29 protein-coding genes are annotated in these 26,938 nt (G+C 53.8%); 20 read left to right on the forward strand and 9 right to left on the reverse strand.

All coding sequences use genetic code 11. The features are described 5' to 3' along the window. The first annotated feature begins 12 nt into the window (after positions 1–12). The 5 genes from METLA_RS0103095 to METLA_RS0103115 all read left to right on the forward strand — a co-directional run bounded on the left by METLA_RS0103095 (position 13) and on the right by METLA_RS0103115 (position 4,155). A complete protein-coding gene (locus tag METLA_RS0103095; protein ID WP_024297158.1) occupies positions 13–591 on the forward strand; it encodes a lipid-binding SYLF domain-containing protein in 579 nt (192 codons plus the stop codon). Between the two features lie 85 nt (positions 592–676). Then, entirely contained in the window at positions 677–1,144 is a 468-nt protein-coding gene (locus tag METLA_RS0103100) for a glycine zipper family protein (protein WP_024297159.1), read from the forward strand. 149 nt (positions 1,145–1,293) lie between these two features. Next, positions 1,294–1,905 (forward strand): hypothetical protein, encoded by a 612-nt coding sequence (locus METLA_RS0103105; RefSeq protein WP_024297160.1) that lies wholly within the window; start codon positions 1,294–1,296, stop codon positions 1,903–1,905. Positions 1,906–2,092: 187 nt separating this feature from the next. Further along, positions 2,093–3,391 (forward strand): DUF2252 domain-containing protein, encoded by a 1,299-nt coding sequence (locus METLA_RS0103110; RefSeq protein ID WP_198408439.1) that lies wholly within the window; start codon positions 2,093–2,095, stop codon positions 3,389–3,391. Between the two features lie 44 nt (positions 3,392–3,435). Further along, positions 3,436–4,155, forward strand: coding sequence for a carbonic anhydrase (locus METLA_RS0103115; RefSeq protein ID WP_024297162.1), 720 nt, complete (start codon positions 3,436–3,438; stop codon positions 4,153–4,155). 429 nt (positions 4,156–4,584) lie between these two features. Here the strand turns inward: METLA_RS0103115 and METLA_RS0103120 are convergent, their stop codons facing one another. Next, positions 4,585–5,313, reverse strand: coding sequence for a DUF3581 domain-containing protein (locus METLA_RS0103120; RefSeq protein WP_024297163.1), 729 nt, complete (start codon positions 5,311–5,313; stop codon positions 4,585–4,587). 212 nt (positions 5,314–5,525) lie between these two features. Here METLA_RS0103120 and METLA_RS21250 point away from each other — a divergent pair, with 212 nt between their 5' ends. After that, positions 5,526–6,185 (forward strand): TMEM175 family protein, encoded by a 660-nt coding sequence (locus METLA_RS21250; protein ID WP_024297164.1) that lies wholly within the window; start codon positions 5,526–5,528, stop codon positions 6,183–6,185. Positions 6,186–6,563: 378 nt separating this feature from the next. On the opposite strand, the gene METLA_RS20490 is transcribed toward METLA_RS21250, so the two are convergent. The 6 genes from METLA_RS20490 to METLA_RS22415 form a co-directional block, all read right to left on the reverse strand. Beyond that, on the reverse strand, positions 6,564–7,001 hold the full coding sequence (locus tag METLA_RS20490; protein ID WP_024297165.1) for a hypothetical protein: 438 nt from the start codon (positions 6,999–7,001) through the stop codon (positions 6,564–6,566). A gap of 236 nt (positions 7,002–7,237) precedes the next feature. Further along, positions 7,238–7,645: an inorganic phosphate transporter gene (locus METLA_RS20495; protein ID WP_024297166.1), complete on the reverse strand. Its 408-nt coding sequence runs from the start codon at positions 7,643–7,645 to the stop codon at positions 7,238–7,240. After that, complete coding sequence (locus METLA_RS0103140; protein WP_024297167.1) at positions 7,585–7,998, reverse strand: DUF47 family protein; 414 nt, start codon at positions 7,996–7,998, stop codon at positions 7,585–7,587. Before METLA_RS0103140 ends, METLA_RS20495 begins: the two co-directional genes overlap by 61 nt. Positions 7,999–8,002: 4 nt before the next feature. Further along, a complete protein-coding gene (locus tag METLA_RS0103145; RefSeq protein ID WP_024297168.1) occupies positions 8,003–8,902 on the reverse strand; it encodes a polyphosphate kinase 2 family protein in 900 nt (299 codons plus the stop codon). A gap of 27 nt (positions 8,903–8,929) precedes the next feature. Next, positions 8,930–9,415, reverse strand: coding sequence for an ATP synthase beta subunit C-terminal domain-containing protein (locus tag METLA_RS20500; protein ID WP_036281391.1), 486 nt, complete (start codon positions 9,413–9,415; stop codon positions 8,930–8,932). Next, on the reverse strand, positions 9,394–9,543 hold the full coding sequence (locus METLA_RS22415) for a hypothetical protein (protein ID WP_198408440.1): 150 nt from the start codon (positions 9,541–9,543) through the stop codon (positions 9,394–9,396). The genes METLA_RS20500 and METLA_RS22415 overlap by 22 nt, the downstream gene beginning before the upstream one ends. A 456-nt stretch (positions 9,544–9,999) precedes the next feature. Here METLA_RS22415 and METLA_RS22880 point away from each other — a divergent pair, with 456 nt between their 5' ends. The 10 genes from METLA_RS22880 to METLA_RS0103200 all read left to right on the forward strand — a co-directional run bounded on the left by METLA_RS22880 (position 10,000) and on the right by METLA_RS0103200 (position 20,668). Further along, the gene (locus tag METLA_RS22880) at positions 10,000–11,988 is read left to right on the forward strand and encodes a DUF3300 domain-containing protein (protein WP_024297170.1); all 1,989 of its coding nucleotides are present in this window, start codon (positions 10,000–10,002) and stop codon (positions 11,986–11,988) included. A gap of 118 nt (positions 11,989–12,106) precedes the next feature. Then, on the forward strand, positions 12,107–13,066 hold the full coding sequence (locus METLA_RS0103160) for a DUF2950 domain-containing protein (protein WP_024297171.1): 960 nt from the start codon (positions 12,107–12,109) through the stop codon (positions 13,064–13,066). A gap of 155 nt (positions 13,067–13,221) precedes the next feature. Next, positions 13,222–13,419: a hypothetical protein gene (locus METLA_RS0103165; RefSeq protein WP_024297172.1), complete on the forward strand. Its 198-nt coding sequence runs from the start codon at positions 13,222–13,224 to the stop codon at positions 13,417–13,419. Then, the gene (locus METLA_RS22425; RefSeq protein WP_024297173.1) at positions 13,416–13,709 is read left to right on the forward strand and encodes a hypothetical protein; all 294 of its coding nucleotides are present in this window, start codon (positions 13,416–13,418) and stop codon (positions 13,707–13,709) included. Before METLA_RS0103165 ends, METLA_RS22425 begins: the two co-directional genes overlap by 4 nt. 22 nt (positions 13,710–13,731) lie before the next feature. Further along, entirely contained in the window at positions 13,732–14,994 is a 1,263-nt protein-coding gene (locus tag METLA_RS0103175; protein WP_024297174.1) for a cation:proton antiporter, read from the forward strand. 395 nt (positions 14,995–15,389) lie between these two features. Then, positions 15,390–17,774, forward strand: a complete 2,385-nt coding sequence (locus METLA_RS0103180) for a phosphoketolase family protein (RefSeq protein WP_029646365.1) — start codon at positions 15,390–15,392, stop codon at positions 17,772–17,774. A gap of 387 nt (positions 17,775–18,161) precedes the next feature. Further along, on the forward strand, positions 18,162–18,407 hold the full coding sequence (locus METLA_RS23120; protein ID WP_198408441.1) for a hypothetical protein: 246 nt from the start codon (positions 18,162–18,164) through the stop codon (positions 18,405–18,407). Beyond that, positions 18,343–18,813, forward strand: coding sequence for a histidine phosphatase family protein (locus METLA_RS0103190; RefSeq protein WP_024297176.1), 471 nt, complete (start codon positions 18,343–18,345; stop codon positions 18,811–18,813). Before METLA_RS23120 ends, METLA_RS0103190 begins: the two co-directional genes overlap by 65 nt. 159 nt (positions 18,814–18,972) lie before the next feature. Beyond that, positions 18,973–19,428 carry a hypothetical protein gene (locus tag METLA_RS0103195; RefSeq protein ID WP_024297177.1) on the forward strand — a complete coding sequence of 152 codons (456 nt, stop codon included), beginning with the start codon at positions 18,973–18,975 and terminating at the stop codon, positions 19,426–19,428. A gap of 7 nt (positions 19,429–19,435) precedes the next feature. Then, positions 19,436–20,668, forward strand: coding sequence for an acetate/propionate family kinase (locus METLA_RS0103200; protein ID WP_024297178.1), 1,233 nt, complete (start codon positions 19,436–19,438; stop codon positions 20,666–20,668). Between the two features lie 268 nt (positions 20,669–20,936). Here METLA_RS0103200 and METLA_RS0103205 read toward each other — a convergent pair whose 3' ends face one another. Together METLA_RS0103205 and mepA are read right to left on the reverse strand one after the other, a co-directional pair. Further along, positions 20,937–21,941 carry a 5'-nucleotidase gene (locus tag METLA_RS0103205; RefSeq protein ID WP_024297179.1) on the reverse strand — a complete coding sequence of 335 codons (1,005 nt, stop codon included), beginning with the start codon at positions 21,939–21,941 and terminating at the stop codon, positions 20,937–20,939. 24 nt (positions 21,942–21,965) lie between these two features. After that, positions 21,966–22,808, reverse strand: coding sequence for a penicillin-insensitive murein endopeptidase (gene mepA / locus METLA_RS0103210; RefSeq protein WP_024297180.1), 843 nt, complete (start codon positions 22,806–22,808; stop codon positions 21,966–21,968). A gap of 334 nt (positions 22,809–23,142) precedes the next feature. On the opposite strand from mepA, the gene METLA_RS0103215 reads away from it, so the two are divergent. The 4 genes from METLA_RS0103215 to METLA_RS0103230 all read left to right on the forward strand — a co-directional run bounded on the left by METLA_RS0103215 (position 23,143) and on the right by METLA_RS0103230 (position 26,920). Then, on the forward strand, positions 23,143–24,264 hold the full coding sequence (locus METLA_RS0103215; protein ID WP_245598720.1) for a hypothetical protein: 1,122 nt from the start codon (positions 23,143–23,145) through the stop codon (positions 24,262–24,264). A 194-nt stretch (positions 24,265–24,458) separates the two neighbouring features. Next, the gene (locus METLA_RS0103220) at positions 24,459–25,034 is read left to right on the forward strand and encodes a TerD family protein (RefSeq protein ID WP_024297182.1); all 576 of its coding nucleotides are present in this window, start codon (positions 24,459–24,461) and stop codon (positions 25,032–25,034) included. 37 nt (positions 25,035–25,071) lie between these two features. Beyond that, on the forward strand, positions 25,072–25,647 hold the full coding sequence (locus METLA_RS0103225) for a TerD family protein (RefSeq protein ID WP_024297183.1): 576 nt from the start codon (positions 25,072–25,074) through the stop codon (positions 25,645–25,647). Between the two features lie 19 nt (positions 25,648–25,666). Continuing rightward, complete coding sequence (locus tag METLA_RS0103230; RefSeq protein ID WP_024297184.1) at positions 25,667–26,920, forward strand: VWA domain-containing protein; 1,254 nt, start codon at positions 25,667–25,669, stop codon at positions 26,918–26,920. Positions 26,921–26,938 lie beyond the last annotated feature (18 nt).

The raw sequence follows: 26,938 nt of genomic DNA on the forward strand, positions 1-26,938 counted from the left end.
AGGAAAAAAAACATGTTAAATAAAAATCGGTTGGTAGTTTTATTGATCAGTTTGCTGGTTCTTGTCGGCTGCCAAGGCGGTGTCGGGGGCGGTGTCGGTTCAACCATGTCAGGGACTGCCGCAGAGATCGACCGTGACGTCGATTTTGCGTTACAGGATCTCTATGAGAGTACCCCCGCCGCCAGATCGTTGGCAAAGAAGGCGAAAGGCATTCTGGTATTTCCTCGCATCGTCAAAGCCGGCTTCATGGTGGGCGCGCAATACGGCCGCGGCGGCGCTTTACGAGTCAAGGGCCGAACCACCGGTTACTACAACAGCGTCTCGGCATCCTATGGCATGCAAGCCGGCGTGCAGGCTTTCGGTTATGCGTTGTTTTTTATGAACGACGAGGCATTGAATTATCTCGAACGGAGCGAAGGTTGGGAAATCGGCATGGGTCCAAGCATTGTCGTCGTCGATGCAGGCAAGGCCAAAACGCTGACTACCACGACTGCGAAGGACAATGTGTATGCATTTATCTTCGGCCAGAGAGGATTAATGGCGGGACTGGGTTTGCAGGGTTCCAAAATTTCCCGCATTTATCCGGAATAGATGATGCAGCAAAGAGAGCAATTGAGGCTTTCGACGATTTCAAAGGCCCCGCTTAACGACTTAAATATTTTATAAAGGTATCCTGATGAAAACACGTTTTAAACCCATAAATATGGTATCTGCGCTCTTGCTGGCGGCTTTGCCCTTATCGGTTTTTGCGCAAAACCTGATGGTTTATCCCGCGCGGGGACAAACGCCGGACCAGCAATCTAAAGACCGTTATGAATGTCATACCTGGGCTGTCCAACAGAGTGGCTTTGATCCCAGCAGCGGTGCTACCGCGCCGCAGCCAAACACTCAGCAAGGCAGCCTTGGCCGGGAGACATTGAGAGGTGGAGCGCGGGGTGCGGCTGCGGGAGCTGCGATCGGCGCGATTGCGGGCGATGCGGGTACAGGCGCGGCAATAGGAGCGACAGCGGGCGGATTGAAACGGCGCTTCGCTCAAAAAGATGCAAACCAAGCCGCTTCGTCAGCCGCAGCTAATGAGGCGGCGAATAATTATAATCGTGCCTTAGGTGCCTGCCTGACAGGCCGCGGTTATACCGTGCAATAGGTTGGATTAAGGCTAGGGGAGCGGGGCGGACATGCAAGTTCTGTGGGGCATAGTCTCGATCGCATCGACCTTGATCATTCGACTGACCGGGAACTAGAGAGTCCCAAAGACGCTTCCGGTAAGTTTATCCATAGGCCCTGGGTAATGTCATGCTGAAGTTATGCATCGTCGAAACGCTGGGTGAGAAGTCTTTGCTTCTCCCGCATTACCTGGGCGAAGCGCTCGTGGCCAACGCCAGAGCGAAATATCTGTTTGCGTTGTTGCAGGCGGCTAAAGCTCATGCCGAGCATCCGAACCGTCCACCAGCCGATCTGCGCGGTGAACACCAAGCCGCACAGATCAACGATGCCACCTTGGACGGCGTCGTTGCCGGCAGCCAACGCCTTGAGCCCGGACTGTACAAGGTGCCGCAAGGCACCCGCATCCATGCCGACCTATTCACCGCAGGCGGCGACATGATCCGGCCGTTGCGGGTCAAGGACGAAAAGCACAAGGTTTCGACCTTCGAAGATCGACTCTCGTCGCAGGCCTTATTGTTAGCGGCACCGAAAGAAGACCTTGTGCACAGCGAGTATATCACCGATATCCACCGCAAGCGGGCGCGCTTCTTCCAGAACATGTTCAAGGCCTTCGACGTGCGCTGGGAAAACACGCTGGCCAAACACAATGATGCTCTTACAGAAGGCCGCGATTTCTATCTTTGCATCGGACGACACTTGGCGCGTGATAACCAAGAGCAGGAGCGCTACCTGTTTAGTTAAAAAATTATGTCAAATAGACGCAAGCTGCATAAACAACTCTAGCCAATTTTACCGGAGCAAACTCATGGTCACCGCCAAGAAAAAAACAAAAAAAACGGAATCCTCCGCAGCTGCCGAAAAGGTTCAACCCATAGTCTTCCGTGCGCGCACCGAATCTCTTGCATTCGGAAAGGAACTGCGCACAAAAGTGCCGCGCTCGAGCCATGCCGGTTGGAAAGCGCCGGCGCATCGCCGGGATCCCATAGACATTCTGGAAGAATCCAATAAGGATCGCCTGCCGGAACTGGTGCCGATACGCTACGGGCGCATGCTGCGCAGCCCCTTTACCTTCCTGCGTGGATCCGCAGGCCTGATGGCCTACGATTTGTCGACCACGCCGGCTAGCGGTCTGCGGGTGCAGGCCTGCGGCGACTGCCATCTGATGAATTTCGGTCTTTTCGCGACCCCTGAACGCAATCTGATATTCGATATCAACGATTTCGACGAAACATTGCCCGCCCCCTGGGAATGGGATATCAAACGCCTGGCGGCCAGTTTCGTGGTCGCCGTCCGCGATGGACATCAGAGTGACGAGGACGCCCAAGCCGTAGCCGTCGAATGCGTCCGCGCGTATCGGGAGAAATTGCGGGAGTATTCGAAGATGAATCCTTTGGAAATCTGGTACGACCGCCTGGACGCCGACACCCTGCTTGAGATGGCGCCCGATGAGAAAATTAGAAGATTCCGCGAGAGGCTGGTCGAGAAAGCGCAGCAGCGCGTCGGCGAACAACTGATGCCCAAAATTGCCGGAGCGGTGGGCGGTCGCCATCGACTGCTCGATCAGCCGCCGATCATGTTCCATGCACAAGAAGACGTGTATCAACAGCGGGTTCGCGAAGGACTTGAAGCCTATCGGTTATCGCTCTCCGACGAGCGTCGGGTGCTGTTCGACCGCTACCGCCTGGAAGACTCTGCGATCAAGGTCGTCGGCATCGGCAGCGTCGGCACGCGCTGTTTCGTCGGGCTGTTTTTCTCCGCGGAGAACCATCCTTTGCTGCTGCAGTTCAAGGAAGCCTGCCCTTCGGTATTGGAGCCCTATGCCGGACAAAGCCGCTATGACAATCACGCGCAGCGCGTGGTGATGGGGCAACGGCTGACACAATCCTCCAGCGACATTTTTTTGGGTTGGGGCCGGGTGGCTAGTAGCGGCCGCGATTTCTTCGTACGCCAGTTGCGCGACATGAAAATGTCCGCACCGATCGAAGGCGGTACACTCCAGCAGTTTTACCTTTATGCCGAACTCTGCGGCTGGACCCTGGCCCGCGCTCATGCCCGGTCGGGAGATGCGGCAATGATCAGCGGCTATTTGGGTAAATCGGACAGCTTCGATCAGGCGATCAGCACATTCGCTATGGACTATGCGGACCAGACCGAGCGCGATCACGCGGCCTTGGTCGAAGCGGTCAACTCCGGGCGAGTCAAGGCGATTATCGAGGAAAACGAGTGATCAACGCATTCGTTCGTGCCTAAATCTTAGAAAAAGAAGCGGCCATGAAAAAACACGGCATGACCCGCAGGGAATGGCTCGTCGGCGCGAGTTGTCTCGGTTTGGGCATGATCCCAGCCTGTGCAACTCAAGAGCCTCGCTCCGGCTCCGTCAGTCTGGAGCCTTATCCACGCAATGCAGTCGAGGGGCTGCTCCGCTTGAAGGCCGGTAACCGGCGCTTCATGGATGATCAGTCTATCCATACGCATGAAAATGCTTCCTGGCGCCATCGATTGGTGCAGGAACAGAAGCCCTTTGCGACGATTCTCGGGTGCAGCGATTCGCGCGTGCCGCCCGAGATGATTTTCGACGTGGGTTTCGGCGATGTCTTCACGATCAGGCTTGCCGGCAATATCATCGCGGAAGACGTAGTCGGCACTCTGCAATATGGCGTGGCTCATCTCCATACGCCGCTGGTGGTGGTGATGGGCCATGAAAACTGCGGGGCAGTCACCGCCGCAGTCGAGGAAATGCTCGGTAAGCCCAGGGAACTTGAACATATCGAAGCCTTGCTGGCTTTAATCAGGCCGGGCCTATCGAAGCTTGATCTGAAACTCGATCACAAGGCATTGCTGAACGCCGCCGTGGAAGCAAATGTGCGCTGGTCGATGCAGCAACTGACCGCTCTTTCGGAAGCGAAGAGGGCTCTGCGAGAGAAACGCGTAACCTTGATTGGAGGAGTCTATGAGTTGAATACTGGACAGGTGCGGTTTCTCGATTATTAGTGTTGGAGGTGGTTCTTGACATCCAAAAATGAACGAGTGTATGTTAGCCCAACCTATCTTCGGTAATTCTTCACGGGGGTTCTCGTGCGCGCTCTTAAGCTTATTGGCTGTCCGAAGGTCGCGGCGATTTCGGCTGACGCCATCGCGCTGTGGTTGCAATCCACGCGTACCGTGGACCGGGTCGCTGAGCTTGGGTCGTTAGATCGCTATGCCGATTTTCCTCGAACCTTCCATGAACGCGGAACAGACTCGGTGGCTCCAATTTTGCTTACTGGAATGGCTTCGGCGATCTAGTCAAAGGAATCGATCAAGGTTGCACTTTCAAATTGCCTGGCAGAGAGTATTTCTTACACGATTTTATTATCGGGCATGACGTGATACGGTTTCTGTCGATAGTCGTTGAGTATTTTCCAATCCAGCTTGACAAACTTACTGCGGCAGAACCGCCAAATTATCTAGATAACCGTTTTTCCTGGCCAGATAGTCATCGACAAATGCTTGCATCGACTCAGATTCATAACCATTCAACACACTGATCGCTAGTTTTTTAAAGCCTGTGCCAACCACATTTTCGCCCGTCTTGATCTGAAAGTGTAAAAAAGCCGAAGCGCGTTTGCCATTGACTTCCATCTTCGGTTCCATCATTTCCACGGACGCTTGCCGAAAATCAAGATGATCAAATGACAGGGTCATGCTTTCGTAAATCACCAGCGGCCGAGTGAGGCTGAACATAACGTTTTCCTTAGCTAATAACGGAACCAGCACATAGGGGAAATTTTGTCCTGAGAAAGCCACATAATCGCGAGTAAAGCTTTCAATCAATGCTGAATCCCGACTAATGCTTCCCGAACGTTCGATCTGCAAATAGGTTTTACCCTGATTGTCGTTCACATCAATCTGCGCGGCATCGGTATCGGGAAAGTTCAACAGCACACCATGCCCGACCATGCCAGAAAAGATAAAGTGCATATTTTGGCTAAGGCCATATTTCTCCAATGCCAGTGAAAAAAGCAAATCGCCGGGTACGCAAAAACGTTTGGCATCAACATCGTGTAAAGGGTTGAAATCATGCGCCACTTCTTTGGCGAACATACTGGCTTGTTCGGCGGCAATACTGACGCTGCCATCATGATTTCTATAAAATTCTTTTAAAAACATAATGTTATTGGCTAATACTGGTAAAAAAACAGATAATTCTACCATACAGCCTGATACGTTTCACGTAATGACTTCCTAAGCGACATGAATTGTGTTATCTGTAAATCAAATTCAACTATTTAAAAAAGTCGCTTAGTTGTGTGTCCGTATAATACGAGGGAAAGATCAATTTGCGACACAACGATCGCTGAAACGGTTTGCGAGACTGGACAATGCTAAAAGAACTTCTCTCATCAGGCTCTACCGGTTCCTTCGGCCTCGACCGCTGCAAAGCACTGGTAGACGGTGTATTTGCCATCGTCGTTACGCTGTTGGTTCTGGGTATCGATGTCCCTACCGATCACCGCTTTTCCGAACAAGGACTTATTGCATTTCTGGGGCGTATTGGCTTTGATCTGCTTATCTACGCGGTCAGTTTCTGGCTTGCAGGCACGTATTGGGTCCAACACGCTGCCATTATGCATTTTTTTCGGAACGGAAGCCGAACACTGGTTTGGCTCAACCTTTTTTTTCTGTTCCCTGTCACACTGCTACCGTTCATCACGGAGCTCAAAGGCGCCTATCGCGACGAGCCATTGGTTACGCTGCTGTTTGGCGGTGTACAAATTGTCATTGGGCTTGCTCTGATCGCTCTCTGGAGATATGCGGTTTTGCATCCCCATCTGCTCACCCACAAGATCGAAGAAGACACCCGACGACAGGTAACACGACGAATGATTGTAAGCCCAATTATTATCAGTTTGATAGCCATCCCCGTTTCATTCCTGAGTTTGCATCTCAGTACGATAATCTTCCTGAGCATTCCGTTATATTACCTGTTCCACCCTATGCTTGACCGAAATTGGTCCAATTCCGAAATGAGTGAAGAATGACCGATGCCTTAGTGCGGCCGGATTTGTTGCTGGAGACAAGCCCAGACGCCTTCGGCTTGTCGGTAGCGATCAGGAGGCACGCCGTTTAATACACTTACGCCCTTCATGGAAAGCTGTGCTTTGTGATCGGTGCTTTGGTGGGTTACATTACTGAGCTTCTCTCCCTTGAAGTTGATTTCCGGATTGCGTCCGTCCAGCCTGCTTGTCCGGACCGTTGCGCTATCAGCTGGCGTTCGCTGCAAAAAGGGGGGAGCACTTGCAAAAGCAACACGCAAAGAGAAAGGGTAAAGATTTGATCCCGTTTTTTTGATTTGGAAACCGGATGAGCCCGAAAAAGACCGCTGAGGCGACCTTTTCGGACGCATCCGGAAAACAGGACTAATCTTTAAGCTTGATAGTCACGCCCTGAGTCCCAAAAGCGAACTTCAAACCCTGACCGCTTCCGGTCAGTTCGAGCACTACACCATGCTCGTTTTTCAGCGCTATCGCCCCTTTGCCACCGGCGATGGTTGCGCCTGCTTTCACTCCGTGATAAGTGCCGTTGAAGTCCTCCAAATGCTTCAAGTTATATACGATTCCGGCTGCGGAAAATTTGGAAATGCCGACGTCGGCCAAGCTAAGCCCCTTGATGTCGAAGTTGTGCTCGGCACCCTCGAAAGTCATGACACCACCTCCCCAGCTCCAGCCGATCCCTGCGGCTACAGAACCTACGTTGAGGTTAACCGTTCCACTGATTTTCGTAGGCTTTGCTATCGACGAAGAAGAAAACATCACGATGCTCATGATGGCTACCAAAGTGTAAATGAATTTACGCATGTCTATCTCCAAATAAAATAAAATAAAATAAAAATTTAACTTACATCGTGGTTCCTGCTGTGGGCAGAATAAACGCGTGTAAGGGGTTATCATTCATCGAGTTATATTGATTCATCAATAAACTGGTCAGAATTCTGGGTAACTTCATTGCAATCCATTGATTGCAATTGTTAATAAATGGTATCGATCGGTATTGAAAATATAAAATACCTTACTTTCTCTATGGATAAAAACCGTTAGGGCTTGGTTTCGGCATGTGAATTGCTTGAGAGTACAAAAACCTGCTGTTCGAAAACGTTTTGCACAATAAACAGCATCACAAAACAGATCAGCGCACCGAGGATTGGACTGGCGACCCAGGTGCCCGCGATTTGGGTAAGGGAGGCGAGGTCCGTCGGCGAATCGCTGAAGACGTTCCAGCCGACGATGCCGCCAACGACCGCCTGCGTGGTCGAAACCGGCCGGCCCCATTTGGTCATTGCGTACACGGTCAGCGCGGCCGATAACGCGACGGTAAAGGATCCCGGTAAGGCATTGACTGCGCCGAGCTTGCCGAGACCATCCGAGGCGCCGGCACCACTGATCACCGCGCCCAGCACGACGAACACCGCGCACAGGATCGCCGCGGTGCGGAAACGCAGCATGCGGCTGGAAACTCCGATTTCTCGATACCCAGTAGCGTGAAGTGCCCGTTCATCCGGTCGAGCAAATGGTCCAACTCAGACAGCAGACTCAGGATGTCGGCCGAAGTGTCGGGCAGAAGCATCTCGCTGTACAGAGTTAACCCGATAGTCGAACGCAGGCCGTCGCCCCTCGTTTCGAAAGCGGAGATCTGTTGCAGTTTGTCTTCGGCCGTCTCAGTCCAGCCTTCCTTAAGATAGGCAATCATGCCTTCCTGATAGGCTAAAATCGCCATCGAAACCACATCCAAAAACTCCTGGATCTGCGACTGCACGAGGCGGGTTGTGCGAAAAGGGGAGAGCTTGAATTCAGCCATGAGATTATTCCTCTGCTAAGGTTTTTCGCGCCTGTTCCAATAAAGCGCGTTGCTCATCAGTCATTCCGGGGAATTCAAGATCGAGATTGCGCAATGTCGAGGTGACAATGTCGGCGATCACGGCGCGACTCGCCCATTTGTTATCGGCCGGCACGATATACCAGGGTGCCCATTTGGTGCTGGTCGCACTGATGGCTTTTTCGTAGGCATCGACATAATCATCCCAATAGCCGCGCTCGTTAAGATCGGCGAGCGAAAATTTCCAGTTTTTTTCGGGGTGTTCGAGCCTGTCCATGAAGCGTTGTTTCTGTTCTTCCTTCGAAACGTGCAGAAAAAACTTCAACACGACCGTCCCATTGCGTACCAGATGTCGCTCGAAAGCGTTGATGTCGTCATAACGCGCTTCCCAAAATGCCTTGCCGTGCTTGCCGTCCGGGAGCTTTTGTTGTTCCAGAACTTCCTTGTGAACTTTGACCACCAGCACGTCTTCGTAGTAGGAGCGGTTGAAAATACCGATGCGGCCGCGTTCGGGCAGGGATTTCATATAGCGCCAGAGGTAGTTATGGTCCAGTTCCTCGTCCGACGGCTTCTTGAAACTGAAAACCTGGCAGCCTTGGGGATTGACGCCGGACATCACGTGCCGGATGGTGCCGTCCTTGCCTGCCGCATCCATCGCCTGCAAGACGATCAACAAGGCGTAGCGGTCATCCGCGTAAAGTAATTGCTGACATTCGGCCAACTCTTCAATGCTGGTTTGCAAAATCTCGTTGGCTCGCTCCTTGATGAATTTCTTGCCTATGGATTTGAATTCACCGGTTTGCTCCCACCCGGTGTGGTAATCCTTGAGCCGGATTTTGGTATCCGGTTTAACCTTGAATAAATCGATGATGTCTTTTCTAATCATGGCAACTCTCCTGGCGCGGCTTGAGGTTTATTGGACATTACGGCCCGGTAAGTATTGATAGGCGAGCTGTTCAATGTCCTTGCCGTAGCGCTCGTAATCCGGCGAATCGGCACGGCTGTAATTCCAGTTTTTATAGAGGCCGGTGATCTTGGTAAAAAAATCCCGGGCTTCGTTTTTATCCTGAAACTTGAAGTCCGCCGCAATCAGCTTTTTTAACAGTCCGAAATTCGCGAGCTGGCGCTCGCGCGGCATGCAGGCATCGACTTCGTCAAAGGCATCCTGCTGCAAATACACCATGTCCAGTAGCATCGATTTTTGCCACTCGCTGAAATCTTCGAGGGTAATACCTTCTTCGCCGGTGACCTGCATGATTTGATAAATGCTGTCGCCACGCTCCAGCAAGGCCATCATGTTTTTGACGTCATTAACCCAGTCGATCGTCAGTTCTGGTCCTCCGTCAATCGGATCGCCGGAACCCCGGAATATCCTTCCTAGAATGTTCGGTGAATACACCACGTTTCCAGGCTGCGTCCGAGAAAATTGACCGTGGCGCCTGTGGACAGGCCCTTGCCGCCGGAAAACACCTGAAGACTGACAAATATCGCGGTCCAGATCGACAACTTACGCCAACGAACTCTCACCTGAGCGAGATGATTTTCGCCTACGTTGAAGGGCAGCGAAGGCAGGGCGACTCTCTGTATGTCAGAATGACGGATTAGCTAGGGCATTGTATTCTTGCGTAAACAAGTCTCGCTATTGGACTTTGGTCCAACGCCCGGAGGTATCTTTCCTGTTTCTTGTTAATTGATTGCATGCATGCATGCAGCAGGGAAGTAGTGAGTCGAATCATCAAATGAAATTGCCTTGTATCAAATCGAAGGTATCAGCGGCTTATACCCGCGATGATGACAAAAAAGTCGAGGCATTCGGGTGGGTGTAGGCACTTGGACTAAAGTCCAATAGCGCGGTCGGCTGGCGCAGGAATATAGTGATGACATGTCATCTTGAGATTAACTGATTCGTCTTCTGACAAGCGGAAGACATCGCTGAGTATTCACTGTTTGCTTTCTGGGTGTTGATCATATGGAGCCTTCGTAATGAATCAAATTAATAATCTCGCCCGCCACACCCGTCTTCTCGAAATTGCCGAGGACCCCCTTCGGGTGCGTGGCAATGGTAGGGCTTTTAGTCAAATGACTATCATGGGCCGTACTGCGCTGATGATCTTCGCGCTGCATGTTGTAGTCGGGTGCGGAGATAAGGACAAGGAGAAAGTCCAGACGCCGCCAGCCGCCTCAATGCCTCAGCCCGCGCAACCGGTATCTGCGACGCCGCCCGTTCCGAAGCCGGAAGCCAAACCCTTGACCAGTCTTGAATCGCTGGTGGCGCCGATAGCGCTTTATCCCGACCCTCTGCTGGCCGAAGTGCTGGTCGCCGCAACTTATCCTCTTGAAGTGGTGCAGGCGGCCCGCTGGCTTGAAACTAAACCGGATCTGGCGACCGTGCGTACCAAAAACTGGGACGCCAGCGTCAGCCGGTTGACGGCGGTCCCCGACGTGATTGCGATGATGGATCAACACCTGGATTGGACCACCCAGTTGGGCGATGCTTTTCTGTCAGATCCGTCGCAATTGATGGACTCAGTTCAGGCTTTACGTAAGCGCGCGACCGATGCCGGATTTTTGAAAGATTCCGATTTGCAGAAAGTCGAAACGAAGACGGTGTCGGAACAGGAGCCAGGGCAAGACGAATTGCAAGCGACCGGCGCCAAAGTGACTCCGGCCGTATTGACCAAGGAAGTGATTTACATAGAGCCGGCCAAAGCCGATACGATATCGGTTCCAAGCTACAACCCCGAGGTTGTTTATTCGGCGCCGATGGCGCCACCTCCAAGCACCCAAATGTATCCCGTCGGAACCATGGCCGCTGCGCCAGCAAGCTATTATCCGACCTATTATGCTCCACCTGCGACCACTACGACGACCACTTCCAGTTCCGATCAATGGATGTCGTTCGGGGCCGGCGCGGTCGTCGGCGGATTGCTGACCTGGGGCATCATGGAATGGGCCGATGATGATGACTGGGATGATTACCATGTCGGACATTATTATGGCGACTCTGTATGTCACGGGGGTAATTGCTGGTCCGGGGGAGGAGGGGGATATTACGGCGGTAATGCAAACATTAACCGCGGCAATGTCAATGTGGACCGGGACGTTAACATTTCCGGCAATGAAATTAATTTTAATCGAGACGGGACTTTCAATCAGGATCAACTCCCGGCCATGAAGGACCGGGCAGGGGGGCGCTGGCAGCCGGATGCTCGGCATCGCCGGGGTCAGCCTTTTCCGCCTAAAGCCCAGCAACGCATCGGACGAACAGAGTCACCGGCCTTGGCCGGGAACCGGCTCAGCGGCGCACAAAACCTTCCGGCCAACGTGCGAGGTTTTGGTCAGGCGGGGATTGCAGATCGTGCAGCGCCGGCTCGGCTTTCCAGTTCCGATGTCCAGCAGCGCTTGGCAGGCAAGCCAGGCAGGGAAACACGTCCCGGAATGGCAGAAAGCCGTCGTGAAAATGCTTTGGAAGGTTTACGGTCATCGGGTCAAAGGAGCAATTTCGAAAGCCAGCGCGGCGCCTCAAGTCTGAATGCCCGGCAACAGGGGAAAGGTCAGGCGCGTGCAAAAGACCTTGGAGGGGCTACTCCGCGTCGATCCGAAAACGTCGCCGCTGCAAGCCAAAGGCGATCACAACAAGCCGTTCAAAGACCTAGTCAGCAACAGCAGATGGACCGGCAACGCAACGAGCAGGCGCAGCGTCGTCAAGAAATGTCGCGCCCGAGTGCGTTCGATAGCGCCCGGGACGGCGGCCGCTCCAGTGCTTATAGTAACCGCGGAAGCTCCAGTTTTGCGCGTGCTCAACAACCGGCCAGGCAAACGCCGTCGCGCGCCCAGCCAGCCAGGCAAAGCCCGTCATCCGGCGGACAACGTCCAGCGAGTCGAGGCAGTAGTGCTGGCGGTGCGAGCAGAGGTGGTGGCGGCGCAAGCAGAGGCGGTGGTGGCGGAGGAGGTCGTGGTGGTCGCCGGTGAGAGGGTACAAGAGCATGAAATCACTGGGTTTGTCCTTGGCAAGGAGAGGATATCGCTTCCCTTCTTGCTGCTTCCCGTTCACAGATAGTTTGATCATTATTTAGGCGAGGTTTCCATCATGATGTCCAATAAACTCCGTTATACCCTTTCGATGGTCATTTTTATAACTTTGCTTGCTTCGCGCTCCCTATCAGCCGCACCCGCAACGGAAGCGGCCGATAAGGGCCAAGCTTTTGCATCGCCCGAAGAGGCATCAAAAGCATTGGTCGATGCCGCACGCGGGAATGACAAAAACAAAATTTCGATGCTTTTTGGCAGCGAATATGCGCAAATTTTTTCGTCCGGTGACGATGTGGAAGATGCGAACAATCGCGCGGACTTTCTGAAAATGGCGGAAGAGAAATCCTCTGTCGAAAATGAGGCCAATAAAGCGATCTTGCATTTTGGAAAGAATGACTGGTCATTTCCTGTTCCTGTCGTGAATAACGGAGGTCAATGGCGATTCGATGCAGAACAAGGCAAACAGGAAATTCTGAATCGCAGAATTGGACGCAATGAGTTGAATACACTGGGTGCGGTGAGAGGTTATGTGGAAGCGCAAACCGAATATGCGTCGATCGATCGGGACGGCGACGAAGTGAGCGAGTTCGCGACCAAGATACGCAGTGAACCTAACAAATTCGATGGTTTGTATTGGGAAACGGCGCCCGGCCAGCCCGAAAGCCCCCTGGGCCCCCTCTTTGCGGAAGCCAAAGCCGCCGGTTACCAGGCAAAAAGCAGCGCCGAAACAGCGATGCCTTTTCACGGCTATTTATATAAGATTCTGACCCGTCAGGGCAGCAATGTTCCCGGCGGAAAATACGACTACATCATCAACGGCAACATGATTGCAGGCTTTGCCCTGGTCGCGTTTCCTGCCGTCTATGGTTCATCCGGCATCATGACGTTTGTGGTCAATCATAGGGGAAAGATATACCAGAAAGATCTAGGACCAAAGACCACCGAATTGGCTTTGGCGATGAAAGCCTTTGACCCGGATTCTTCATGGGAAGAAGTGGGGGCGAGTCCGGCCCAGTGAAACAGTGACCTAAGCAGTCGATTAATCCCTGTTCCATCATAAGGACTCTGCCATGAAACGCTCCCGTCTTCTCAAACAAACGCGCCAGAGCAGCAAATATTCCTGTGGCGCCTCGTCCCTTCAGGCCGTGTTGAGCTATCGGGGCAAGGACCTGGATGAATCTGCTGGCGACCCAATTTCAGGGCGGCCTTTTGCCCTATGATTTCGTGAATGATTTAAAGGGGCTCTGGGAGACCGGAGTTCTGAGGCCCGATGTCTTCCTTTTTCTTAGAAAAGATCAGGATGGCAGAATCTCGGCAATGGAGGGTGGACGTTTTCAGGATGAAGAAAATGTGATGGAATCAATGCATTGATTGCTGCGCTTGCAAGCCAAAGTGTCGCAGTCTCTGAGGCGGCTCAAGCCAAGGCGGAATCCACTGCACACGCCGCAAGGGAAGGGGACTTCGGTCTTAGCGCCACAGACATTCAAAAAATAGCGGATAAACTCCCACCAGATCATTCGGCGGTGATCGTGCTCTTTGAAAACGTTTGGGAGAAAACATTCAAGAAGATCGCCGGAAAGTACAATGGCTCAGTCACCCAGCAGAGGATCATACCTTCCGATTCTCTTTCCAGGCTGGTTCAGGGACAAGCCGACAGCTGACAATCGGCATAAAGGAGGAGCATTGGATACCTTTACAGCAGTTGCTTTCCTGTTCGGCATTGCGGCGATCCTGAGTTTTGTTAACGATCGCTATCTGCACGTCCAGCATGACATCGGCCTGTTGATCCTGGCCTGCGCGGCCACCGCAGTCCTGCGGATATTGGCTAATTTTGTGCCCGCTGTAGACATTGGTTTATTGAAGGAGTTGACTCAATCGTTCAATCTGAACGATACCCTGTTAAAAGGCGTGCTCTGTTTTTTGTTGTTTCGCGGCAGCGTACGCGTCAGTTGGGGCGTTCTTCGTGATCAGCGCTGGCTGATCGGCTGGTTAGCGTTTGGCGGAACCGCGGGGGCCTGCTTCCTGACCGGAGGCATTGTCTACAGTGTCCTTTCCGCATTCGGCATTGCTGTGACCCTATCCCAGGCACTCCTGTTCGGGGCGCTGATTGCCGCCACTGATCCGATTGCATCGTTGGCGATTCTTTCCAAAATCGGACTACCACAGAAATTGGAGACGGTGGTCGACGGCGAGTCCTTATTGAACGATGGGGTCGCGGTCGTTTTATTCACGATCTTTACCGCTTCGGCGATCGAGGGCGGCGAGGTCAGTGTGGCCGCCGCCGGTGCAATTTTTGTGCAGGAGGTTTTGGGCGGTGCGGTGTTGGGTCTGATCGGCTGGATGCTGATCCACTACCTGATGCTGCGTTCCACTTCTTACAGCACCGGCCTTCTGATCACATTGGGGGCCGTGACTTCGATGTATGCCGCCGCCCTGCATCTGGACATTTCAGGACCGATTGCGACCGTCGTTGCCGGCCTGCTCAGCGGCAACATCACGGTCCCGCGTATGAATGAAGACATGCGCGCGCCTTTAAGCACCTTCTGGACCGGACTGGACAACGTACTGAATGCTTTATTGTTTGTTTTCGTCGGTTTCCATGTCGTGTTGATCAATCCATTGGAGAATGTGATACCGGGCATACCTGCGCTCGTATCGATTGTCGCGGTGCTGTTAGGGCGCGCAATCAGCGTTGCGGCGATAGTCGGCGGGCTCAACTTGCTGAGGATTATCCGCGCCGACTTTTTCGGTCTGACTCAGTTGCTGACATGGAGCGGACTGCGCGGCGGGCTATCGTTGGCGCTTGCGGTCTCTCTGCCCGACAGCCCCTGGAAACCGCTGATTATGAACATGACCTTTGCTGCCGTCGTCTTCTCGATTATCGTTCAGGGGCTGACGATTCAGCGGATATTTTCGGCGGAGCGGATTGCCGGATTATTGCGCTGACTATCTGAGTTAATAATCAAACAGACATAACGTCAATAACCGCTGTTGCGATTGAAGGATTCTAATTTTAGATTCCTCAAAAATTCCACTTGGTATGGTCGTTGCCATACCCCAATTAGTTCCCCTTTTCTATCAATAAGATATCACTCTGAATTATGTTTTTCCGCATATGGCCTAAGCCTTTGGCCAAAATCCAATAGCGAAATCTACTTGCGCAGGAATAGAATAATCTCATGTCATTCTGAGATTACTCCCTAGTGAGCCGGATTTACCCGAGAAGGAAAAAAACAATCGCTGGCGCTTACCGGATTGGTAATTGCGATGAGATCATGGAACTGAATTTCATAATACCTCAGCATCAAATAGATACAATTTAACAAAAACAGGAGCAACCCATGACTGATACGACCTTGAACAATCTCGACCCCCTCGACAAAGAATCGTTGCGCAAGATACACGCCTACTGGAGGGCCTGCAATTATCTGGCGGCCGGCATGATTTATCTGCAGGAAAATCCTTTGCTCAGAGAGCCGCTCAAACCCGAGCATATCAAGAACCGTCTTCTCGGGCACTGGGGCGCCAGTCCGGCATTGAGTTTTACCTATATCCATATGAGTCGCTTGATCAAAAGCCACGACCTGAATGCGATTTTCATGGCCGGTCCAGGCCATGGTGCGCCAGGCGTTCTGGGCCCGGTGTATCTGGAGGGCACTTACTCGGAAATTTATCCGAACAAGAGCGAAGACCTGGAAGGCATGCATCAGTTTTTCAAGGAGTTTTCGTTCCCCGGCGGCATCGGCAGCCACTGCACGCCAGAAACGCCGGGTTCGATTCATGAAGGCGGCGAATTGGGTTATAGCGTGTCCCATGCCTTTGGCGCGGCTTTCGACAATCCGGATCTCCTGGTCACGGTCGTCGTCGGCGATGGCGAGGCGGAAACCGGCCCCTTGGCGACTTCCTGGCATTCGAACAAATTTCTGAACCCGGTCCGCGACGGCGCGGTGCTACCGGTGCTGAATCTGAATGGCTACAAGATCAATAATCCGACTTTATTGGCACGCATCAGCCATGAAGAGCTTGAAAACCTATTCAAGGGCTATGGCTGGACGCCTTATTTCGTCGAAGGCAGCGATCCCGAGGTGATGCATCAACGCATGGCGGCGGTGATGGAACAGTGCGTGACCGAAATACGCAAGATTCAGCAGGCAGCGCGTGCCGGCGGCGCCCTGGTGCGGCCGCGCTGGCCGATGATCGTACTGCGCAGTCCGAAAGGCTGGACCGGTCCGAAAGAAGTGGATGGACATAAAGTGGAAGGTTTTTGGCGGGCCCACCAGGTGCCGCTGTCCGGCATGAAGGAAAATCCGGCGCATCTGAAACAACTGGAAGAGTGGCTGCGCAGCTATAAACCGGAAGAGCTGTTCGACGCCAACGGCCACCTGATCGCCGAACTGAAGGAACTGGCACCCAAAGGCATACGGCGCATGAGCGCCAATCCCCATGCGAATGGCGGTCTGTTGCGCAAAGCCTTGCGTCTGCCGGATTTCCGCGACTACGGCGTCAAGGTGGACAAACCCGGTCAAACCGAAGTCGAAAACACCAGGCCATTGGGCGTTTTTTTGCGCGATATTATGAAGCTGAACCCGACCAATTTTCGCGTGTTTGGTCCGGATGAAAATACCTCGAACAAGCTCGATGACATCTATCAAGTCAGTAAAAAAATGTGGCTGGCGGATTACTTACCGGAGGACGCCGACGGCGGAGAATTATCTCCGGATGGCCGGGTCATGGAAATGCTTTCCGAACACACCCTGGAAGGCTGGCTCGAAGCCTATCTGCTGACCGGTCGCCACGGCTTTTTCTCCAGTTACGAAGCCTTCGTGCATGTGATCGATTCGATGTTCAACCAGCACGCCAAATGGCTGGATATTTCTAACGATCTTGCCTGGCGCGCGCCCGTTTCATCGTTGAATTTGCTGATCACCTCCACCGTATGGCGGCAGGATCACAACGGTTTTACCCATCAGGATCCGGGCTTTCTGGATGTGGTGGTGAATAAAAGCCCCGAAGTCACGCGCATCTATCTACCGCCTGACGTCAATACGCTGTTGTCGGTCGCCGACCATTGCCTGCAGAGCACCGACTACTTCAACGTGATCGTTTCTGACAAGCAGAAGCACCATCAATTTCTGGACATGGATGCCGCGATCGAACATTGCACCAAAGGCATCGGTATCTGGGATTGGGCGAGCAACGACCAAGGCGCAGAACCCGATGTGGTGATGGCGAGCTGCGGCGACATTTCGACGCAAGAATCGTTGGCGGCTGTCTGCCTGTTGCGAGAGCATTTTCCACAATTGAAAATCCGCTTTATCAACGTGATGGATCTTTACCGTCTGACGCCTGAGAGCGAACATCCGCACGGACTTTCCGATCGGGATTTCGACAGTCTGTTCACGACCGATAAACCGGTGATTTTCAATTTCCACGGCTATCCCTGGCTGATTCACCGTCTCGCCTATCGCCGCACCAATCATAAAAACCTGCATGTGCGCGGCTACAAGGAAAAAGGTAATATCAATACGCCGCTCGAATTGGCGATTCGCAACGAGGTCGACCGCTTCAGCCTGGCCATCGATGTAATTAACCGGGTTCCTGGTCTTAACGTGGCCGGCGCCCATGTGAAAGAAAAATTACGCGGTATGCAGATCAGTTGCAGCCACTATGCTTACGAACATGGCATAGACAAACCCGAGTTTGCGTCCTGGAAATGGCCTCAATAACACCCTGCTGCTGTTTTCACGCTATCTCCAACAACTCGTGATGGAGTCGCTGGGCAAAGAAAAAGACCTGGACGGCAATACGGTCCATCAAGGCCTTGCCGTTTATGGCACAAGGGATCGACCGATCAGCATGCCTTTGTGCAGCAACTGCGCGAAGGCATCGCGAATTTTTTTGTGACTTTCATCGAAGTGCTGGAGGACCGGAGGGACCTTCGATCGAAGTGGAAGCCGAGGTCACCAGCGGCGATTTTCTTTCCGGTTTTTTACAAGGTACGCGGCACACGCTTTATGAGAATTTAAGGGATTCGATTACCGTCACGATTACCCGCATGGATGCGAGATCGGTCGGCGCGCTGATCGCACTCTACGAGCGCGCGGTCGGATTGTATGCCTCCCTCCCTGATCAATATCAATGCCTATCATCAGCCGGGTGTCGAAGCGGGAAAAAAGGCCGCCGAGACCTTGTTAGGGCTGCAACGGAAAGTTTTCTCCGTTTTGAAAAACGCCGATCAGCCCATGCAATTGGCTGCCTTGGCGGAAAAAGCGGGCGCCAGTGACCGGATTGAAGATGAAAAGAGCGATAGCGACCGCGCAGCCTTTGTGCGATGCCTTGGGTCTGCCTATGCAGATTAGGGAGGGGCTCAGAGAAATCAGTTATGGCGCATGGGAAGATCAAGAGCAGGACACTATCCGGCAACGTTACGAGGAGGACTATCTGCGTTGGCAGACCGATCCGGCCTGGAACCCGCCGACCGGCGGCGAAACGGCGATTCAGATTACCGCCCGCGCGCTTCCGATCATTACCGAGATCGAGTCCAAGTACAAGACCGGCAATGTGCTGCTGGTATCGCATAAGGCGACCATACGCATCATTCTCTGCAGCCTGTTGGGCATTGACGTGGGCCGTTACCGGGACCGTATCAATACCCCCGCGGCTTCCGTGTCGATTGTCAAGTTTGTGACGTACGGGCCGATGCTGGAGGTTTTAAGCGACCGCAGCTACATGCCCGAACATCTGTGTAACCGTGCGGGTATGTGAACGTTTTATGGAGTAAATTGCAGTGGCTCTTACCTATCAATCGAGCGTCGGCTTCTATTTTCCGGCCGGCGCTACCGTCAGCGACGCCGGGGTGAATTTTTCGGCGACGTCGCCTCATGCATCGCCGGCAGCAGCAATTTTTATGCGGATGAGGACCGTTTGCCGCTGCACAGCATCAATTTCATCAGCTGCTATGACGGATTTACGCTGCACGATCTGGTAAGCTATAACGGCAAACACAACGAAGCGAATGGCGAAAACAATCGCGAATATTTTACCGGAGAAGAGCTGCCAGGCCGCGGTCTTCGCGATATATCCTGGCATGGCTATCGGCTTGACGAGCCGTTATGGTTCGATTACGGCGCGCAATTTTTGGTTTATACATTGGCAGGACTGACCGGCGATGAGGAAGACGTGCATGTTATTTTAAATATGTCGGAGCGGACAGTGGATGCGCCGTTGCCTCAGATACCCGGACGAAAGTGGCACTTGGCGCTGGATACCTCGCGCACAGGGCCCGATGACATCCTGCCGCGCAATCAGCAGAGTATTTTCGAAGGTTCGTCTTATCTGATAGCTAGGCGCACGGTCGCCGTTTTCGAGGCGCGCGGATGATCAAAACATGAGCCGCGTGGAAATCCTATCCGATACCCCTAAAATTCTGGTGATCAATTGCGGCAGTTCTTCGATCAAATATGGACTGTTTGCGATGAAGCCAGGGCATTTGCTTGCCAGCGGACTGCTGGAGCGCATCGGTGAAGGTGCCAGCCTGATCCGGCACCGGGCAGAAAATGCCCAAGGCGAGTTGGTCGAGGCCCGGCAGGAAATCGATGCTCCCGATCACCGCGCGGCTTTCAACGTTATTGCCGCGATTTTACACGGTACCGTCGGTTTTGAAGCAGGGGATGGGCCGGATGCGATCGGTCACCGGGTGGTCCATGGCGGCGAGGCCTTTTCGGCATCGGTCGCGATCGATCAGACGGTGATCGATACGATTCGAAAGCTGATCCCGTTGGCGCCGCTGCATAATCCGGCCAATCTGACCGGCATTGAAGCCTGCCGGGACATTTTTCCGGCGGTGCCGCAGGTTGCCGTTTTCGATACCGCTTTCCATCAGACCATGCCGCCGCATGCGTTTCGCTATGCGATCCCGGAAGCCTGGTATAGCGGCCACGGCATACGCCGCTACGGGTTTCACGGCAGTTCCCATCGTTATGTCGCAAGCCGGGCGGCCGACTATTTGCAGCGCCCGCTCGAAGATCTTAAATTGATTACTCTTCATCTCGGCAATGGCGCCAGCGCCGCGGCCATACAACACGGCCGCTGTATCGATACCTCGATGGGCTTCACCCCTTTGGAAGGCCTGGTGATGGGCACTCGCTGCGGCGATCTGGATGCGGCAATACCGCTTTATCTGGAAAACGTTCTGGACCAGAGCGCTGGCGATCTGCAGGAAGCCCTCAACCGGGACTCCGGCTTGAAGGGGCTATGCGGCAGCAACGACTTGCGCGAAGTGCTGGCCGGCGAGCAGGGTGGTGACGAACGCGCCCGGCTGGCGTTGGAGGTTTACTGTTATCGCATCCGAAAATATATCGGCGCTTATTTTGTCGCGCTGGACGGTCTTGATGCACTGATTTTTACCGGCGGCGTCGGCGAAAATGCGGCTTTGATTCGAAACCGGGTCTGTCAGGGCCTGGAAAAACTCGGCATCGCGATCGATCAGGAAGCCAATGATAGATCATTTGAAGAAATCGGCGAGATAGGGCGTAGCGGGCACTCGGTTCGCGTTCTGGCCGTGCGCACGAACGAAGAGTTACAAATCGCGCGCGAAACGCTGGCAGTCTTGACCGGCTAGCGAGCGTATCGCTTTTTCTGGAGTTTTTATGCGGTTGCACCCAAATAAACTGAAGCCCAATTAAATTTAAATCACTTCAGCCTTATTGCGAGGCGATAGGGCGGTTGCCTGAAGGATTGCTAATTCACGCTATCTGCGAGCGTGCAAAAAAAGTCCTACCAATCCAGCCAACATAACTGCAATGTATAGCTGGCCACTGATCACTTCCAAATAAGCAAGTGTCCGCGCCAGCGGCGCCCGCTAGCCAGGATCTTGATGCCAGTTCCGCCTATGTCTTGATTGGGCTTCCTACACCTACGGTTACAGGCGCGGCTTCATGCTCAGGTTCGGTTGAATGACTAAACGGATTCTTATTAGCAATTCCAAATGGCACATGAACCATCGGAATATCGCCCGCGGGCGACTCCAAATGACTTCGCTGATCGTCAAAAAACATGTGGGGTTTAATAATAGTCAGTATTCTGTATTTCTCCATCCCCCCTAATAAAAAGAATTCGTCTGCTGAAACCCCCCAATTTTTCAGAGTGGTCACGACGCGCTCGTGTGCTGGAGCGTTTCGTGCCGTGACAATCGCAATTCTCAGAATTTTTTTGTAGTTAGGTTCCTCCTTCAGCTTTTTCTCTTCCAATTTCTGCATGAAGGAAAGTTTTTTGAAGAGATCTGCAAGTGGCCCTTGCTGATGAGGTATGAACTGCATTTTGAATTCGTGAGCCTGAAATTCAGCAAGATCGTTATTCTTCTTGAATACAGATTCTGCCTCGTCATCTACAATCACTCCATCAAAGTCAAAAGCCACTCTAAGCTCAGTGTCTAGTTCATCATCGTAAACTTTTGATGGGAGTACAACGCCTGCAGGATAATTCGCGTCTATCGCTTTTTGAACATCGTCTTCGTTCGCACTCAGAAATAGCGATGCATTGAAGGCGGGGACGTATTCGTGTGGAGAGCGACCTGTCATGAAGGCCGCCCTTGTAATATCAAGGCCGTAATGTCTTATTGAACGAAAAACCCGCAACCCCGTTTCTGGCGAGTTTCTGGACAAGAGAACCACCTCTACCGGAGCCTGCTTTGGAAACGCTTGATTTATTGCAAGAAATCTACGTATAAATGGGAATGCGACGCCTTTGTCGAGTATCACATTCTGGTTTTGTTCCTGGTAGCTTTTATAAGCGACGGGGCCTTGCTCGCGAAAAATGCGGTCGGATTGGCCGAGGTCGAACAGGGCACTCGATGAGACCGCGATCACGAATTTTTTGTCGATCGGATAGGACATCAATCGGCCTTATAAATTTTAGCCTTAGCGGTACAAAACCTGATCACACCGCGCCGGTAAAACCGGCGCCTTCGGCGGCGGCAGTTTTTTCGCGGGCGCCTTGGCTTCGGCCGAAAACCACCAGGCCAGGGAGGCATCGCAGCCGTCGCCGGCGGGCAGCGGTTCCTGCCCTTCGCAAGAGCGGCTATCCTGCGGACATTTCAGGCGGACATGGAAGTGGTCGTCATGTTTCCACCAGGGGCGGATTTTGCGCAGCCAGTTTTGCCCTGCGTGAGTCCGGCAGAGTTCTCGCTTGACGCCGGCATTCACGAACAGCCGGTCGACTTCCGGCATTTCCGCAGTGATTTGCAGTATCCGTTCATTCGCTTTCGACCATTGCCGGCTGTCGATCAGGTCGGAATGATCGCGCAGCACCGAAGGCGCATTCCAGCTTTCGCGTTCGTTATAGGCCAGCGTCCGGCTTTCGGCCTGCTTCGACAACAGGAACCAGATGTCGACATCCAGTCCGGTTTGGTGGCTGCGGTGCCCGGTTAAAGTCGGGCCGCCGCGCGGCTGTCCCATGTCGCCGATCAACAGCACGCCAAGGTGTTCGGCCGCGGCGCTTTGTCCCAAAGCTTGGATAAAATTTTTCAGGTTGGGGTGGCCGTAATCGCGGTGCCTGGAAAGGCGCATCACCTGATAGCCGGCGCCGTTCGGCGGCAGTTCGACCGCGCCGCTCAGGCAGCCCGCTGTATAGGAGCCTATGCTTTCGGCGCCGGGTCCGAGCGCGGCGGGTGTTTTGACGCCGGCCCACGGATGGGTTCCGGAATGAGCGGAAATCGGGTTAAATAGCGCCAAGCATACAAGCAATGAGGAGATTCTTTTCATAACGAACGGTAAACAGTTGCGCGGACTGATTCGGCGTGGATCATCAGCGCATTGTACAGATTTTTTGACGCGGATGCGTTGGTCTTTCGACTGGGGGGATTAACCGATTTCTAATTGGCTAGAATGCTTGATAGGATAGTCAAGCCCGAAAAATTGTTGTCCATGGGTCTTGGATTCATCAAGGATTCAGGGTGAACGGTTTTTAATCGCGTCTTGTCAAATTCTCGCATTTCTCCTTGCGATTTTAAGCGAGTCCTACAACACGGTTTTATTTGGAACACTCAAACCCATGACCCTCAGACTTATCCCTTCAGTCGTTATTTTATTCGGCGCCATGAGCCAAAACAGCTGGGCCGAATCCTTCAATCTGCCGCTTCACGCGGACTACAGCCTGATCAAAAATGCGCTGGTCTCGCAGCTTTTTACCGGTCCCGGCAAGACCGCGAATGTCTGGAAAGACCGCCAGAATTGCAGTTTTTTGCAGCTTGCGAACCCGCAGATGGACGGTCAGAACGGGCAGGTGCATTTGAAAAACAATGTGCATGTTCGCTTCGGCACCGGCATGAACGGCCAGTGTCTGCCGCTTTTCGAGTGGAGCGGCTTGCTCGAAACCTGGCAGCAGCCGACGATCAATCCGCAGCAGACCGTACTCAGTCTGCCGGTCACCCAGGCGAAGGCCTACGATCAGTCCGGGATTCCGTTGAATGTGGACAAGTTGCAGGATTTGCTGAGGCGCTATGCGGAACCGCAGCTGGCGAGTCTGAAGGTCGATTTGAATCAATCGCGCGGCGACATCGAGCGCAAACTGGCCGACTATCTGCCGAAGGAAAACGAGGCGGAACTGCATCAGGTGATCAGTACGCTCAAATTTACCGGCGCGGCGGCCAAGGAAGAGGGCATCTCGGTGAGTCTCGGTTTCGAGGCGCCGGTGAAGCCACTGTCGAACACGCCTACCGCGCCGTTGTCGGCCGCCGAGCAACAGCAGTGGCAGCAAGCCTGGCAGTCCTGGGATGAGTTTTTGAGCAAGGCGATTCAGCAGGCGTCTTTGGATTCGAACAACGAACAACTGCGCGATTCACTGACCGAAATTCTGCTCGATGCCCGCAGTTCCTTCCAGGCCGGCATCAAAGGCCAGCAGCCGGGCGGCAAGGATCCGGTGCGGGTGTTTTTTACCGATACCTGGGAGCGCCTCGCGCCCGAGCTGAAGAACTTGGCCAAGCAATTGCCCGAAATTGAGGGCCTTCGCTATATGACCTTCATCGCGGCGACCGACGTGATCTATCAACTGGAAAGCCTGGGCCGGCCGTTCGGTCTGGAAATCTCGTCCGAAGGCTTGCGGAAATTGGCGCGCATCCTGATCAAGGGTCAGCAGGAGCGGGCGATGCCGCACGCTCCGGAAGCGCCGCGGGCTGAGGCCGGCTGGCAATCTAATCAAAACCAGGAGCTGCAGTTCTGACCTTATTATCGGCAGGCGATTAACCCCTCCTCGTCTTTCCAGGCGGTTATTTCTAACCGCCTGATTTTCCTGTCAAACGGCGTTCGCAATTCATTAAGTTTTGTGAACTTCGCGAGTTTCTTCTATCCTATTACGGATTCGTACTTCTAAAACACGCGACGATTCAATCCTACAAAGCTTCGAGGAGGGTAACTATGGGAATTTCCCTGAGCAAGGGCGGTAATATTAGCCTGTCCAAGACTGATCCCACGCTAAAGAATGTGCTGGTCGGTCTCGGCTGGGATGTCAGGGCCACCGACGGCTCCGATTATGACCTGGATGCGAGCGCATTCATGGTCAAGGAAGACGGCAAGGTGCGGTCCGACAGCGATTTCATTTTTTACAATCAAACCAAATCGACCTGCGGTTCGGTCGAGCATACCGGCGACAACCGCACCGGCGCGGGCGACGGCGACGATGAGACGGTCGTCGTCCTGCTCGACAAAGTCCCCGCCGATATTCAGCGTGTTGCCTTCACGGTCACGATACATGATGCCGAGGCGCGCAAGCAAAATTTCGGCCAGGTTGCCAGCGCCTATGTCCGCATCGTGAACAAGGACACGAACAATGAAGTCGCGCGTTACGATTTGAGCGAGGATGCCTCGATCGAAACCGCGATGATTTTCGGCGAAATCTACCGCCACGGCGGCGAGTGGAAATTTCGCGCGGTAGGACAAGGCTATGCCGGCGGTCTTGGCGCACTGGCGCGGCAATACGGCATTAACGTTTAAAACACAGATTCAATCCAACACTAAGAGGAACATCACGATGGCGATTTCACTGAGCAAAGGCGGCAATGTCAATTTGAGTAAAGAAGCGCCCGGTCTGAATAAAATCCTGGTCGGTTTGGGCTGGGATGCGCGCGCGACCGACGGTGCGGCGTTCGACCTCGACGCCAGCGCTTTCCTGGTCAAGCTGGACGGCAAGGTCCGTTCCGATAACGATTTCTGCTTCTACAACAACAAATCGGTTGCGGACGGCGCGGTCGCGCACGCCGGGGACAATCTGACCGGTGCCGGCGAGGGCGATGACGAAGTCGTCAAGGTCGAATTGAGCAAGATTCCCGCCGATCTGGACAAGGTCGTCTTCGCGGTCACGATTCATGACGCGGAAGCGCGCAAACAAAATTTCGGCCAGGTCAGCCGCGCCTATATCCGCATCGTGAACGAGGCAGGCGGCCAGGAAATCGCGCGTTACGATCTGAGCGAAGATGCCTCGATCGAAACCGCGATGATCTTCGGCGAAATCTACCGGGTCGGCGCCGACTGGAAATTCAAGGCAGTCGGCCAGGGTTATGCCGGTGGCCTCGGACCGTTGGCGTCTTCATTCGGCGTGAATGTCTAGTACCGTTTAAATCAGCCGCATGGAAATCTCCAAGGGACAGCGGCTGCCGCTGTCCTCGCTGGTCGCCGGCGCGCTCCCGACGATTCAGATCGGACTGCACATCAGCGGCTTGGACGCCGCGCTCGATTTCGCCTGTTTCGGCCTGGATGCGCAGCAAAAACTGTCCGACGACCGCTACATGACCTTCTACAACCAGCCGAAAACGCCGTGCGGCGGTGTCGAACTGGCGGTTCCGGCCGGTGATCAGGCGGGGTTTCTGTGCAGGCTGGGCAACTTGCCGGCTTCGGTCGACCGTCTGGTATTTACCGTCGCCATCGACGGCAGCGGCGTAATGAGGCAAATCCGGTCCGGCCATCTGCGCTTTTTGCAGGACGGCAAGGAGTCTGCGCGCTTTGCTTTTAGCGGTCTGGATTTTCAGGACGAAAAAGCCCTGATGCTCGGCGAGCTTTACCGGAAGGATGGCGCGTGGCGTTTCAGCGCGACCGGTCAGGGTTTCAACGGCGGCCTGGCGGCATTGGTCAAACATTTCGGCGGCGAGGTCGAGGAGGAAATACCGGTACCGCCGCCGAGTGCCAAACTGTCGCTCGAAAAGAAAATTGCGGCCCATGCGCCGAAACTGGTCGATCTGGCCAAAAAAGCGGCCGTCTCCCTGGAAAAGCATCGCCTGCACGCAACGATAGCCAGGGTCGCTCTGGTGCTGGATGCCTCCGGTTCGATGAGCGGCCAATACAGCAAAGGCCGCGTACAGGAAGTGATCGAACGGCTGTTGCCGCTGGCGGTGCATTTCGATGACGACGGCGAACTGGATGTGTGGGCGTTTTCGCGCCAGGCGCTGGCTTTGCCGCCCGCGACGCTGGCCAATTATGCCGATTACATCAACACCGCCGAGCGCGGCTGGCGCCATTGGGGCCTGATGAGCACCAACAACGAGCCGGCCGTGATCGAAAAGGTGATAGCACATTACCGGGGCACAGGCTTGCCGGTTTTGGTGATCTTCGTCAGCGACGGCGGCGTCAGCCTGAACAAGGAAATCAAGCAATTGCTGACCGATGTGGCATCACTGCCGATTTTCTGGCAGTTTGTCGGGATCGGCGGCCGGCAATACGGCATCCTGGAAAAACTCGATACGATGGCCGGGCGCGTGGTGGACAATTGCGGATTTTTCGCGCTGGACGACCTGCATAGCATCGACGAACAAGCTTTGTATGACCGATTGCTGGGCGAGTTTCCCGAGTGGCTCGAAGCGGCCAAAAGCCAAGGCATCGTCCGTTGATGCGCTAGAATCAACCAA

Source organism: Methylomicrobium lacus LW14, from assembly GCF_000527095.1.
In the GTDB taxonomy this organism is placed as follows: domain Bacteria; phylum Pseudomonadota; class Gammaproteobacteria; order Methylococcales; family Methylomonadaceae; genus Methylomicrobium; species Methylomicrobium lacus.